This window comes from Lactobacillus kimbladii (genome assembly GCF_000970755.1).
Taxonomy (GTDB): domain Bacteria; phylum Bacillota; class Bacilli; order Lactobacillales; family Lactobacillaceae; genus Lactobacillus; species Lactobacillus kimbladii.
This window is the reverse complement of the sequence record NZ_KQ034007.1, coordinates 1,149,403-1,163,061: the sequence shown is the minus strand read 5'-3', so window position 1 is coordinate 1,163,061 and position 13,659 is coordinate 1,149,403. Positions and strand designations below refer to the sequence as shown.

At 34.1% G+C, this 13,659-nt stretch carries 15 protein-coding genes; 11 read left to right on the top strand and 4 right to left on the bottom strand.

Annotated features, from left to right (window positions below):
• Nucleotides 1–77: 77 nt before the first annotated feature.
• Entirely contained in the window at nt 78–377 is a 300-nt protein-coding gene (locus JF75_RS05855; protein ID WP_046332247.1) for a hypothetical protein, read from the bottom strand.
• A gap of 59 nt (nt 378–436) precedes the next feature.
• Between JF75_RS05855 and JF75_RS05850 the strand changes: the two genes are divergently transcribed.
• Nucleotides 437–811 (top strand): MerR family transcriptional regulator, encoded by a 375-nt coding sequence (locus JF75_RS05850; RefSeq protein ID WP_046332246.1) that lies wholly within the window; start codon nt 437–439, stop codon nt 809–811.
• A 37-nt stretch (nt 812–848) separates the two neighbouring features.
• On the opposite strand, the gene lexA is transcribed toward JF75_RS05850, so the two are convergent.
• Nucleotides 849–1,472 carry a transcriptional repressor LexA gene (gene lexA / locus JF75_RS05845; RefSeq protein ID WP_046325032.1) on the bottom strand — a complete coding sequence of 208 codons (624 nt, stop codon included), beginning with the start codon at nt 1,470–1,472 and terminating at the stop codon, nt 849–851.
• A 143-nt stretch (nt 1,473–1,615) separates the two neighbouring features.
• On the opposite strand from lexA, the gene JF75_RS05840 reads away from it, so the two are divergent.
• The 5 genes from JF75_RS05840 to JF75_RS05820 all read left to right on the top strand — a co-directional run bounded on the left by JF75_RS05840 (nt 1,616) and on the right by JF75_RS05820 (nt 7,292).
• On the top strand, nt 1,616–1,864 hold the full coding sequence (locus JF75_RS05840; RefSeq protein WP_046332245.1) for a DUF896 domain-containing protein: 249 nt from the start codon (nt 1,616–1,618) through the stop codon (nt 1,862–1,864).
• Between the two features lie 69 nt (nt 1,865–1,933).
• On the top strand, nt 1,934–2,149 hold the full coding sequence (locus tag JF75_RS05835) for a YneF family protein (protein WP_046332244.1): 216 nt from the start codon (nt 1,934–1,936) through the stop codon (nt 2,147–2,149).
• Between the two features lie 72 nt (nt 2,150–2,221).
• Nucleotides 2,222–3,985 carry an ABC transporter ATP-binding protein gene (locus JF75_RS05830; protein ID WP_046332243.1) on the top strand — a complete coding sequence of 588 codons (1,764 nt, stop codon included), beginning with the start codon at nt 2,222–2,224 and terminating at the stop codon, nt 3,983–3,985.
• Complete coding sequence (locus JF75_RS05825; RefSeq protein WP_046332242.1) at nt 3,978–5,768, top strand: ABC transporter ATP-binding protein; 1,791 nt, start codon at nt 3,978–3,980, stop codon at nt 5,766–5,768. The genes JF75_RS05830 and JF75_RS05825 overlap by 8 nt, the downstream gene beginning before the upstream one ends.
• 123 nt (nt 5,769–5,891) lie before the next feature.
• On the top strand, nt 5,892–7,292 hold the full coding sequence (locus JF75_RS05820; protein ID WP_046332241.1) for an FAD-binding oxidoreductase: 1,401 nt from the start codon (nt 5,892–5,894) through the stop codon (nt 7,290–7,292).
• Between the two features lie 96 nt (nt 7,293–7,388).
• Here the strand turns inward: JF75_RS05820 and JF75_RS05815 are convergent, their stop codons facing one another.
• Both JF75_RS05815 and JF75_RS05810 read right to left on the bottom strand, forming a co-directional pair.
• Nucleotides 7,389–8,564: an SAM-dependent methyltransferase gene (locus JF75_RS05815; RefSeq protein ID WP_046332240.1), complete on the bottom strand. Its 1,176-nt coding sequence runs from the start codon at nt 8,562–8,564 to the stop codon at nt 7,389–7,391.
• A 79-nt stretch (nt 8,565–8,643) separates the two neighbouring features.
• Nucleotides 8,644–9,258 carry a lysophospholipid acyltransferase family protein gene (locus JF75_RS05810; RefSeq protein ID WP_046332239.1) on the bottom strand — a complete coding sequence of 205 codons (615 nt, stop codon included), beginning with the start codon at nt 9,256–9,258 and terminating at the stop codon, nt 8,644–8,646.
• Between the two features lie 58 nt (nt 9,259–9,316).
• Between JF75_RS05810 and JF75_RS05805 the strand changes: the two genes are divergently transcribed.
• The 5 genes from JF75_RS05805 to JF75_RS10345 all read left to right on the top strand — a co-directional run bounded on the left by JF75_RS05805 (nt 9,317) and on the right by JF75_RS10345 (nt 13,635).
• Nucleotides 9,317–10,348 carry a GIY-YIG nuclease family protein gene (locus tag JF75_RS05805; RefSeq protein ID WP_046332238.1) on the top strand — a complete coding sequence of 344 codons (1,032 nt, stop codon included), beginning with the start codon at nt 9,317–9,319 and terminating at the stop codon, nt 10,346–10,348.
• A 156-nt stretch (nt 10,349–10,504) separates the two neighbouring features.
• Nucleotides 10,505–11,308 carry a 30S ribosomal protein S2 gene (gene rpsB / locus JF75_RS05800; RefSeq protein WP_045928222.1) on the top strand — a complete coding sequence of 268 codons (804 nt, stop codon included), beginning with the start codon at nt 10,505–10,507 and terminating at the stop codon, nt 11,306–11,308.
• A gap of 39 nt (nt 11,309–11,347) precedes the next feature.
• Entirely contained in the window at nt 11,348–12,223 is an 876-nt protein-coding gene (tsf, locus tag JF75_RS05795) for a translation elongation factor Ts (RefSeq protein WP_034981620.1), read from the top strand.
• 122 nt (nt 12,224–12,345) lie between these two features.
• A complete protein-coding gene (locus tag JF75_RS10350) occupies nt 12,346–13,164 on the top strand; it encodes a hypothetical protein (RefSeq protein WP_141639321.1) in 819 nt (272 codons plus the stop codon).
• The gene (locus tag JF75_RS10345; RefSeq protein WP_084605737.1) at nt 13,165–13,635 is read left to right on the top strand and encodes a protein NO VEIN domain-containing protein; all 471 of its coding nucleotides are present in this window, start codon (nt 13,165–13,167) and stop codon (nt 13,633–13,635) included.
• Nucleotides 13,636–13,659: the final 24 nt, after the last annotated feature.

Below are 13,659 nucleotides of genomic sequence, written 5' to 3'. Positions count from 1 at the left end.
AGTCTATTTCTTGCCATCATGACAGTATTTTGAGAAGTTACGCTTGACTATTAACAGGAATTTTGCAAGATAAATATCTAAAAATACTTAAAGTTCAAGCAAATCAAAATAATAGTCAAAATTAGTCTGATAAACCAGTGAGACCAATTGATTTGTCCGTAAAGAAAAATTCCATTTGCTAGAGCGGTAAGTAAAACTGCTACTAGAAATATAGTAGTTAAAAGTGGTTTTTTTAGAAAACTTCCGGCAATAATGCCTAATGCGGACAAGACGTTGATCATGATTAGCCAAATTGGCAAACTTGTAAAAGATGAAAAGCTGGCGCTAATCATGAGAACACCATATATAATAGTTAAAGAGATTGTTAGATATGACATTTTATACCTTCTGCTAAAATTTAATCATCTGGGGTCGACCCTATGTCAAGGAGATAATTATGTATTTGAAAGAATTTATTCAAAAGGAAAATACTACACCTGATACAGTTAGACATTATATCTACTTAAACTTATTAAATCCTGGTCGTAAGGGAAGAAACTATTGGTTTACTGAAAACGAAACTGATATTTTTGAAGCAATTAAAGAGTTCCAAGACTTAGGTTTTTCGCTTCAAGAAATAAAGGACATAAAAAAACTACACGATGAATCGTGTAGTACTGAAAAGCAGCGTAAACAAAACTTAAAGTTAATTACGGATAAAATCGCCGTTATATCTGCAAAAATAAACAAATTAAAAATGCAGAAAAAAGTATTGGCAGAAGTAGAAGAAACTCTGCAGAAAAAAAGCATTATTGAAACTCGCAAAAAATAATTTTTATTTATCCCAATAATGCTATAAAGCTCTTTTGTTAAATAATAGTGTTACGGTACAGTCCAACTACTTTACCTAAAATGTGGACGCTTGACAATATAATTGGTGCCATCGTATCATTTTCAGGCTGCAAACGATAGTGACCCTTTTCCTTGTAAAACCGTTTTACAGTTGCTTCATTTTCATCAGTCATCGCTACTACAATTTCACCGTTAATTGCTGATGATTGTTTGCGGACAATAACATTGTCTCCGTTTAGGATACCGGCGTTAATCATACTTTCACCGTGAACTCTTAGCATAAAGAGGTCTCCAGCATCATTTGCTAAATCAGGAGGTAAGGGAAAGTAATCCTCAATGTCTTCAACAGCCAAAATTGGTTGGCCGGCTGTGACATCACCAACTACGGGAATTTCTTTTGGTTGGACGCCAATTGCTTTTTTACCTTCATCAGTTATTTCCAGAGCTCTTGGTTTGGTGGCATCCTTGATCAGTAGACCTTTATTTTCTAGCCTAGATAAATGGCCGTGTACAGTTGAAGTTGAAGATAAATCTACAGCATGACAAATTTCGCGTACAGTAGGAGGGAAACCTCTATCTTCAACCGTTTCATATATATAGCGTAAAATTTGCAATTGCTTAGTATTTTGTTTTGTAGTCATAGTTATCTCCAGTATTTTAAACGTTTTCTTATACATTTAATTTTAGCAAAATAAATTGTATAGTGCAAACAAACGTTCTGAAAATTAAAAACTTTTTTTCCTGCTAATAATAATGTAGACTTTTTTAATGAGAGGTGCTTAAAATGAAGGAAGATCTTGAGAAAAAAATGATAAGTCGAATAAATGAACTTTATCATAAAAAAGAATCTGTTGGACTAACAGAAGCTGAGGAAAAGGAACGAAAAAAATTACATCGGGAATTTATTAAGAACTTTAGAGCCGGCTTTAAGCAAGACGTTGAAAATTTAGTCATAATTGATAAAAATGGTAATGAAATTACATCTGAAAAAGCTAAGAAAGCTCAGAGAAAAAAAGGTTTAAGAAAAGATTAACTTTGATCTTTAATTTTATTGAATTTTTAGGTAAGATATATCTATTGGACAAATTGAGGTGATTATTTTATGAACTTAGGATTAGCGATCTTTCTAATTGTTATAGCACTATTGCTAGGTCTAGTGGGTGGCTTTTACGGTGCCAGAGCATATATGAAAAAATATTTTAAGGATAATCCGCCAATCAGTGAAGATATGATTGTTGCCATGATGTCTCAAATGGGCCAAAAACCTTCAGCGAAGAAGGTAAACCAAGTGATGAACATGATGAAGCACCAAAAGTAAAAACTTACTAGATTGAAATAGTGTTGCGGAGAATGGTATCTCCGCTTTTTTACTGAATTTTTTAGGTGAATAATGGGTATATTTTTTAAATTAGGCTGGTTTTTTAAAAAAGAGAAAAAGCGTTACCTCATTGGTATTACATTTTTAGCATTAACTTCAGTTGTGAACTTGGTGCCACCGAGGATTTTAGGACTAATGGCTGATCAATTGGATAAAGGACATATTAGTTGGCAGGAATACGGTCTACTGATTATGGCTATCGTTTTAGCGGCCTTGTTGCTCTATGGCTTCCGCTATTTTTGGCGTAGTCAGATTTGGGGTGGAGCGGCTGAACTGGAACTGCAGTTAAGATCAAAATTATTTCGTCATTTTATGGCTATGGATCGCACTTTTTATCAACGTCACAGAACTGGTGATTTGATGGCTCACGCCACAAATGATGTTTCGGCTGTTCAGGAGGTTGCAGGTGAAGGTGTCTTAACTTTAGTAGATTCACTCATAATGAGCGTATCTACTATGGTGGCCATGATTGCTTTTGTTGATTGGCGTTTAACACTTGTAGCTCTTTTGCCTTTGCCTTTTTTGGCTTGGGGGGCATGGAAATTAGGAGACAGACTACATGATGCTTTTGATAAATCTCAAGCAGCCTTTTCCAAATTAAATAATAAAACTCAAGAATCTGTTTCTGGTATAAAAGTTTTGAAAACTTTTGGACAGGGAAAAGAAGATACGGCTGCTTTTAATCAAATGATAGACGATACTATCAAAATCAATAAAAAAGTTTTTAAATGGGATTCCATGTTTGATCCTTTAGGTACATTTCTAATTGGTTTGACATATACAATAACTATTATTTATGGCGGAATGCTAGTTTTTAACAAAGCTCTCACTATTGGCCAGTTAGTCTCATTTATAGCATATATCGGCAATATGGTCTGGCCAATGTTTGCGATTGGGTATCTTTTTAATATTTTAGAGCGTGGAAGTGCTAGTTACGATCGTATTGAAAAACTATTAGAAGAAAAATCTGAAATCACTGACAAAAATGCTGATCAAAAATTATCTGCCAAAGATATTGCTGGAGATCTTATTTATCATGTTAAATATTTTGCATATCCAGATGAGCCTAAAGTTCAAGTATTAAATAATATCAACTTTACGTTAAAGACGGGGCAAACTCTGGGTCTTGTTGGTAAAGTAGGGGCTGGAAAAACAACTATCATACAGCTTTTACTAAGGGAATTTGATAAATATGATGGTCATATCACCTTAAATGGACATGATATCAGGGAGATCCCGCTTAACGTTTTACTACGCCAAATCTCATATGTGCCTCAAGATAATTACTTATTTTCAACAAGTATTCAAAAAAATATTGCTTTTTCAAAAGCAGACAGTAATGAAAGTGCTATTGTTTCTGCGGCCAAGAAAAGTGATTTACATAATGATATTTTACAAATGCCTGGTGGCTACAATACTTTGGTCGGCGAAAATGGCGTTTCACTTTCCGGTGGACAAAAACAACGCATGTCTATTGCCAGAGCCTTGCTGAAGCAAAGTCAAATTTTAGTTTTAGATGATGCATTGTCAGCAGTTGATGCCAGAACTGAAATGGCTATTTTACATTCATTAAAAAAAGAACGAAAAGGGAAAACAACCTTAATTGCTACGCATAGACTCACATCAGTGATGAATGCTGATTTAATTTTAGTACTAAAAAATGGTCGGATTGTTGAACGAGGGACCCATGACCAGTTGCTAAAATTAAATGGTTGGTATGCAGATATGTGGCAAAGACAAGAATTAGAAGACAAGGTAGGTGACTCAAATGGATGATGAAAATTCATTTCAATCAGTCTGGTCGCAAGAAATTCCAGTAAAAGAGCAACTTAGCATTTTTAAACGTTTATTGCGGTTTGTGATGCATTTTAAAAATGAAATGATTATTGCTGGTATAGGTGCCTTTTTAGTAAGTGTAATCAACGTTCTGCTACCATATGGTTTACAATATTTTTTGGATAACTTTTTGAGTAAAACTGATGTTACAACACAAATAATTTTATTTGCCGGTTTTCTTTACGCATTTGGTTCTATTGTTAAAGGAATTTTTCAATTTACCTATGAGTACTTTTTTGCTTTAGGATCTGAAAAATCACTTGAAGGATTGCGGTCAGAACTTTATAAAAAATTGCATACGTTAGGGATGCGCTACTTTGACCAAACTCCAGCCGGATCTATAGTTTCAAGAGTAACAAACGATACTATGACTTTGAGTAATTTTCTGACTGTATTATCAAGTGTGGTAATTTCATTTTTCTCAATCATTTCGGCTATGGTAGCGATGTTTTCTACAAATGTAATGGCTGGACTGATAGTACTTGCCTTTTTGCCTGTACTTTTAGTGATCATTTGGCAATATTCTAAAAGAAGTTCTAAACTTTACCGTAGTTATCGCGAGCGACTGAGTCGCATCAATACTAACTTAAATGAATCAATTGAAGGAGTTTCTTTAATCCAGCAATTTAAGCAAGAAGAGCGCATGACTAATCATTTCGAAAATGAAAATACAGCTTTAATGAAAACAAGATTTGATATGATTAATCTTAATTCTTTTTTGCTGTCACCTTTAACTAGTTTATTATATTCTCTGGCATTAGCTTTAACTTTAATGTATTTTGGTTTTCCGTTGAGGGAAACATTCGTGCCGGCAGGTGTGGTTTACGCATTTTCACAATATATTTCCCAGTTTTTCAATCCAATTGCCAATATGATGGATCAAATGACTTTTTTCCAAGATGGTATTGTAGCCGGTAAAAGAATTTTTCGGATATTAGATAATACTGATTACGAACCGGAACAGCATGCTGAAGCAGGATTAACAATTACTCAAGGAAAGATTGAGTTTAAGCATGTAAGTTTCTCTTATGATGGTAAAAATGAAATTTTACATGATATTTCTTTCACAGTTAATCCTGGTGAAACTCTAGGCATAGTAGGCCATACAGGCTCTGGTAAAAGTTCAATTATTAACGTAATGATGCGCTTTTATGAATTTTATAAAGGTGAAGTATTAATTGATGGCGTTGACATTAAAAAGTATCCTAAAGCAGAATTACGCAAAAAACTGGGATTGGTATTGCAAGAACCATTCATGTTTTACGGAGATATTAATTCCAATATTCGTCTTTATAACAAGGACATAACTGACGAGCAAATAAAAAAGGCTGCAGAAACTGTTCAGGCAGATGGCTTTATTGAAAATCTTCCTGGCAAATATCATGCTAAGGTAGGTGAGGGCGGCAGCGAATTTAGTCAAGGCCAAAGGCAATTGATTTCATTTGCAAGGACTTTAGTTACAGATCCAAAGATATTGGTCTTGGATGAAGCAACTGCAAATGTTGATACTGAAACTGAAACACTCATTCAGCAGGGACTAAAGAGATTGCGCAAAGGCCGCACAACTTTGGCTATAGCACACAGGCTTTCAACTATTGTTGATGCAGATCAAATTATCGTTTTAAATGATGGCAAAATAGTAGAAAGAGGCAATCACGAAAATCTTCTTTCACAAAAAGGTTATTATTATAATTTATATACCTTACAGAATAGCCAAAAGTGAAAAAAAGCACAAAGCTAAAACTTTGTGCTTTTTTATATTTGGTATTGACAGCGTTTACATTAAAGAGTAAATTTATCATGTTAGCAATAGCTATATTATGATTTTAGTAAGAAGGGAATTATAATGGAATATCATAAAATTAATCAAACTGATCTGGATAATTTAAGTAAGTTCATTTCAGATCCAGAAAGGTTTATTACTAAACCTACTAAACACTGGGATCATGACCAATTTGGCACAGTCAAAGCTATGCCTGATTTGGTAATTCAACCAACAAGTAATGAAGAGGTAATGAATGTTGTTAAATATGCGAGTGATCATTCAATACCTTTGGTTCCAAGAGGAAATTCAACTGGTTTAATGGGAGCTAACCTTGCTGTTGATGGCGGAATTTCACTAGACATGATCAAAATGAACAAGGTTTTGGAATATGATCCAGAAAGTTTGACCATGACTGTTCAAGCAGGATTGAGATTGAAGGACTTGGACGAATATCTGGCTGATAAGCCTTTCATGTATATGCCTGCTCCAGCCATGCACTGGGCAACTATTGGTGGTAATGTTTCTACCAATGCCGGTGGACTTAAAGCTATTAAATATGGCGTTACCAGAGAGCACATTCGTGAGATTAAAGTTGTTTTAACTAATGGTAAATTATATAAATTTGGTTCGAAGGCAGTTAAATCATCTTCTGGCTATTCATTGAAAGATTTGATCATTGGTTCAGAAGGAACTTTGGGTGTTGTAACAGAAGTTACAATTCGTTTATACCCAAGACCTCACAAATCTATTAATGCCATTATTCCATTTCCAACTTTGAATGATGCTATTAGATCAGTACCAGCTATTCTTAAATCTGGGGTTGTACCAACTACCGTTGAGTTTATGGGACGTAAGGTTGTTAAACTCTGGGAAACTTATGCTAAAGATGAGTTTCCGATTAAGCATGGTGACGGCTTTATTATCATTGGAATTGATGCCTTTACAGAAGATGAGTGGAAAGCAGAACTTAACGAAACTTTAGAAGTTGTTAAACCTTTTAAAGCTGAAAAAGCTATCGTTCTGAGTGCTGATTCTGATGAAGCCAAGAAGATCTGGAAATGTCGTGAAGAGTTATTGCTGGCCATTCAAAACTCTACTCCTAAGATGGATGAGATTGATGTTTGTGTTCCAATCAACCACATTCCTGTTGTATTAGACCGGATTGAGGAATTAGAAAAAGAATTAAACATTAGGATTCCAAACTTTGGTCATGCTGGAGATGGAAACTTACATATTTATCTTTGCTCTGACAATATGTCTGATGAAGAGTATGCTAAAACCAGTGATAAAGTTATTTCTGAATTGTATAAAACCGCTAAATCTCTTGATGGTAATATGTCCGGTGAACACGGAATTGGTTATGCAAGAGCAAATTACTATGAAGACTTTTACGGTAAAGATTATACCGACTTACTACGTAAGGTTAAAAAGTTATTTGATCCTAATTATATTATTAATCCAGGGAAGATTTTTAAACCTTAACCCGAATTCTAAATCATAGTGTGAATGTAAATTTAATTACTAAAAAAGCTGACAAAGTTAATTTGTCAGCTTTTTGTATGGATGAAAATATTAATACTACTTATCTAACATATATTTTCTCGTCATTGGCAAGTTCTTGCCAGATGGGCCTTTAGTAATTAGATATTGCACGACATCGATGTTGCCAGATTCAAAAGAAGCAGCACAAGCCTGCAAGTATAGATCCCACATGCGGGTAAAACGTTCACCCATATTCTTTTGAATTTGATCTCGTTTAGCATTAAAATTTTTATCCCAAATTTCTAGTGTTTTTTGGTAATGTCTTCTAAGCATTTCCAAGTCTGTTATTTGCATGTTGTTTTCAACAATATGACCGATGTTTTCGGCTAAGCCTGGTACATAACCACCTGGAAAAATGTACTTGTTTATCCAGGCGTTCTTGGCACCACCTTGCTGACGAGTTATGCCATGAATAAGGGCTACGCCATCTTTCTTTAAATATTTTGCTACATCAGCAAAGTATTGGCCTAAATTCTCTTTGCCAACATGTTCAAACATTCCTACAGAGGTAATATAATCCCATTGTTCATTTCCCAGCTCACGGTAGTCTTCCAACTTAACTTCTGCAATATCTTGCAAGTTCTGGTCGAATATTTTCTTTTGCACAAGTTTATACTGCTCTTCACTCAGAGTTACACCAGTTACTTTTAAGCCATATTCTTTAGCTGCGACAAGCATAAGGGTGCCCCAGCCACATCCAATATCAAGTAAAGTCTTTCCTTTTTCAGGATGTAATTTATTTAAAATATGATGGATTTTATTCAATTGTGCTGTTTCAAGGTCATCATTTTCATTTTCAAAATATGCACACGAATATGTTAAAGTAGGGTCAAGCCATAATTTATAAAAGTCGTTACCGATATCATAGTGACTTTGAACATCTTTTTCACTTTGTGCTTCAGTGTGTTTTTCTTTTGGTAAAAATTTACGAAATTTACTGGACCGCATGAAACTTCCGGCACTTTCATAAGCTCCGCAAATTAGTTTTTGCAAACTGCCCTTGATTTCGATTCTTTTATCCATATATGCTTCGCCTAAAGCAAGAGAAGCATTTTTTGAGATAGCACTAGTCGGAATCTTTTCGTTAAAAATAATCTCTATATTTGGCGTACCGTTTCCGTATACCTCGCTTTTGCCATCCCAATATGTTACTTTGACTGGGAAAGGAAAAGACTTACTTAACATAGCTCTATAAAAACTTTTTTCTAACAATTTTGAAATCCTCCATCTAACTTTTTTACATTTTTATTTTAACACTTGTTCATTGAGCTATTGTTTAAAGAGTAATCTTTTATTTCGGCTGATAATGAAAATTTGGGTTTTGTTCGTAGTCAACTTTATCCCAGGCTTTTTTTAGTTTATTGTCTAACATTGTTTCGTTTTCGTGAGTGAGTTTGATTTTACGGTCAACCATAAATGGCTCCCCGAAACAAACTTCTAAAGGTTGGCGTTTTAATAAACCAGTGAAAGTTAGTGGACCCTGATAGACTACTGGTACTATAGGCTTGTTTGCTAACTTAGCAATGGCAATTGTGCCGCCTTTCATTTCCGATGAATGCCTAGTACCTGAGGGAAAAATAATTAAAGAATAATTACCTTTTCTCAAGCCATTAATGGGAGTTTTTAAGGCTGAAGGTCCGGGATGTTTACGGTCTACTGGAAATGCATGAGCGTGTTTTAATATGAACCGCAATATCGGGTTTTTAAACAATTCTATTTTAGCCATAAACATGAATTCTTTTGGACTTGCCGCTAAAGCGAATAAAATCGGTTCCCACCAAGTTCTATGTGGTGCTGCTAATATATAGTTCCCTTCGGGAATTCTTTCCTTATGATTAACGTGTAAATGTCCATTTAATAGCCAAACTATAAAGCGAGCTACCGGACGAATAAAATGATAAAACATAATTTCCTCCAATTGATGTAAAATATTATAACAAAGCTGTGGAAGAGGACAAATTTTTATGGAAAAATTATTGAAAAATGAACGCATTGATTATATGTACAGTGATGATTTAAAAATAATCCAAAACAAATCATCTTTCAGCTTTTCATTAGATACGCTGCTTTTAGCGGCAGCTGCAAAAGATTCAATTAAAGATAATTCCAAAGTTGCTGATTTATGCGCTGGCAATTGCGCAGCAACAATGTATATGGCTTATTTTAATCGTGCTAAATATGATGCGGTTGAGATACAAGAAGAAGTAGTTTCACAGGCTGAACGATCTATTGCGTTAAACAATATGGAAAATCGCATCAGGGTTTTTCAAAAAAACGTTAAAGATGCTCCAGCTTTTTTGAGAAAAGATTCGTATGATGTAATTGTCGTGAATCCACCTTACTTTAAAGTTGCACAAAATCATAAAGTAAATCCTGATCCAGCAAAGGCTATTGCTCGACATGAAATATTAATTAATTTAGAAGAAATAATTTCTGTAGCCAGCGCCTTGCTTAAAATGAAAGGCAAATTGTTTATGGTTCATCGACCCGAGCGTTTAAATGAGATTGCATATTTTTGTCTTAAACATGATTTGAGTATTAAGCTAGTACAGCCATATGTTTCTCATCGAGGAGAAAACTGCAATTTAATAATTATTGAAGCAGTTAAGCATACCGGTAGCGATGGTCTGGTATTAAGGGATGCCATTGAGGTACATGACAAAAACGGTAATTATCTTCCTGCGATTGAGCGTATAATCCGAGAAACGAAATCGGATAGAGAAAAAAGACAAAAGAGTAGCAGATATTATTTTTATGTACTCTTATGCAATGATAATAGCTTCTATGGTGGTTTTACTGATGATTTACAAAAACGACTAAAAGCACATAACAGCGGCAAAGGTGCTAAATATACCAAGTCTCGCAGACCAGTCAAACTGCTTTATCACGAAGAGTTTAAAGATAAGAAGCTGGCGCTTAAAAGGGAATACTGGTTTAAGCACCATAACAGATTATGGAAGGAAAGATTTTTAAGAGAACATAAAGTTAACTTTTAACCTTGCATCTTAAGCAATAATCTAGTATTATTTTAACGTATGCCTTTATGCATATGTATAAAAAACATCAAGAGCAATCAGTATTTCGGTGCCATACAAATGGTGAAATACTGAAATGACCGCTTGAGAGGATTAAAACCATAGGAGGAAGTTAATATGTCAGTAGTTTCAATGAAACAATTGCTTGAAGCCGGTGTCCACTTTGGTCACCAAACTAGAAGATGGGATCCAAAGATGGCTCCTTATATCTTTACACAAAGAAATGGTATTTATATCATTGATTTGCAAAAAACCATCAAAATGTTAGATGATGCTTATGCATTCGTAAGAGCTGTTGCTCAAAACGGTGGCGTTATTCTTTTTGTTGGTACTAAGAAACAAGCTCAAGATTCAATTGCTGAAGAAGCTACTCGTGCTGGTCAATACTACGTTAACCAACGTTGGTTAGGTGGTACATTGACTAACTGGAAGACTATCCAGAGCCGAGTACAAAGATTAAAAGATTTAAAGAAAATGTCAGAAGATGGCACATTTGATGTATTGCCAAAGAAGGAAGCTTCTCTTTTGACAAAAGAAAAGGATAAATTGGAAAGATTCTTAGGTGGTATTGAGGATATGCCTAGAATTCCAGATGTTTTATTCGTAGTCGATCCTAAAAAGGAAAAGATTGCTGTTCATGAAGCTAATATTTTAGGAATTCCTGTAGTAGCTATGGTCGACACTAACACTGATCCAGACCCAGTTGACGTAGTTATTCCCGCAAACGACGATGCTATTCGTGCAATTCGTCTAATTTCAGGTGCAATGGCTGATGCAGTTATTGAAGGTAAGCAAGGTCAAGATGATGACAATGCTGAAGCAGAGATGGCTAAGGGTGCAGAAGAAAAACAAGCAGATACTGAAGCTGATGCAGAAAAAACAGTAGAAGCTGAAGAAACTTCTGACTCAGATGAAGACTAGTTTTGATTATTAATAAGTTTTTATTTGAAAGGAAAAATAATGGCAAACATTACTGCTAAACAAGTAAAAGAATTGCGTGACCGCACTGGCGCCGGTATGATGGATTCTAAGAAGGCTTTGGTTAAAGCTGATGGTGATATTGAAAAGGCAATTGACATTTTAAGAGAAAATGGTGTCGCTAAAGCTGCTAAAAAGAGTGGCCGTATTGCTGCTGAAGGCTTAGCTGAATATGCTTTTGAAGGAAATAATGCTGTTGTAGTAGAAATTAACTCTGAAACAGACTTTGTTTCATCTAATGATAAATTTATTAAGTTAGTTGATGATGTGACCAAGGCAATTTTAGCGGCTAAACCTGCTAACGTTGAAGAAGCATTAAAATCACCAATGGGTGATTCCACAATTGGCGAGGAAATTACCAACCTTACTGCTGTCATTGGTGAAAAAATCACATTGAGAAGATTTGATCTAATTACTAAGAATGATGATGAAGTCTTTGGTGCATACAAGCACAATGGTGGTGCAATTGTTGCAGTTGTTACCTTAAAAGGCAACAGTGAGGAAGCAGCTAAGAACATTGCCATGCACGTTGCCGCAATTAACCCAGAATACTTGAACAAAGATTCAGTACCAAAGGCTGATTTTGATCGTCAAAAAGAAGTTTTCACTAAGGAAACTGAAAATGAAGGCAAGCCTGCTAAAATCATTCCTAAGATTGTTGAAGGTAGAGTAAACAAGTATCTCAGTGAAATTTGTTTGGTAGACCAACCTTACGTTAAAGATGGTGATATGACAGTAGCTGAATATGCTAAATCAGAAGGCTGCGAAGTTGTTGGCTACAAACGTTACGAAGTTGGCGAAGGTATTGAAAAGAAGCAAGAAGACTTTGCTGCTGAAGTAAAAGAACAAATGAAATAGATAAATATTCTTATTTATTCAATTAAAAGCTCTTATCTGTATAGATGAGGGCTTTTTTTTGCTAAAATCTTGCGAAATCATTGACAAAAAGTGATAACCTTAAAGCATGAAGCTTTCTGTATTTGAGAAAGAAAATAATTTTATCAGGAAATGAGGTTTCAATAATGAGGAAACTAGCAGAGTTTGATTACATGCTGGATTCATTTAATAGGGATTCCAGAAATCTTAATCGGTTAAGATACGATTTCGTTAATAAATATACGCAAAGTTATATTAAAAATGATATGAATTTAGACGATTTTGTTGTTGGTAAAGGAAATAAAAATAGCTTTTGCTATCAACTTGAATTTAATTTAGCTCAATTGGGCAGTATCAGAGGTTCAAATTCAAAAAAATTCGGTATTTATTATAGTCAAGAAGAGAAGAAGTACATTACAACAAAAGCCTGGGCAAGAAAAAATATAAATGAATCGTTCAGCGAATTAAAGAATGCCATTATTGAAATAATAAAATTGGGAGCAGACGATAGCAAAGAGTCAATTGAAAAAATTGATTCAATTCCATTGTCAAGCATTTTTAAATATAAAATTTTGTCTGTTTATTATCCAAATAATTATTTAAACATTTTTTCTAAGAATCCACTTTCATACTTTCTTTTTCAGTTTTATCCGGAATCTAATTTCAAAAAGAGCTCGATATATGAAATGCAAAAAAAGTTAATTGAGATAAAAAATTCAAATAAGATTGTTAAGAACTGGACTAACATCGAATATGGTAACTATCTTTACTATTTATTTAAAAACGTAAAAAAGTTAAACACATCTGATAAACCAAATAGGCAAAAAAATAATAATTTCACTCTTGAAACCCCAGTCGATCCGGAAATTTATAAGTATAAATATAAAAAGATATATGATAATCCAATAGTAATAGATGTTTAAATTGCGAAATATTCTAAACCATCCAAAAAAATAAGATCAAAATCCAAAAAGTTCAAGATAAATTATTTAGGTAGAGAGCAAAAAAATACTAAGCTCGGTAAAATAGGAGAAAGAATTGTATATAACTACGAGGTTAGGAATTTAAAAAAGTTAGGAACTTTAAAAGTAAAGTTGCAATCTGAAGTCGATGATTCATTAGGTTATGATATTTTATCCTACGAAGAAGATGGGACTCCACGTTATATTGAAGTTAAAACCACAGAACATAGAAATAATAATGGTGAACTTTGCTTTTTTGTTTCGCAAAATGAACTGAAAAAATCAAAGACTTTGAAAAATTATTGGATTTATCAAGTTTACTTTACTATTGATAAGCAACCAATCATAAAAAAGTTAGAAGATCCCTTTAAAGAAGATAAGATCAAATTACAGCCAACTCTTTATTTAGCTCACGTAAAGATTAAAGATTAGAAAAATTAGTTAAATTTTACTATA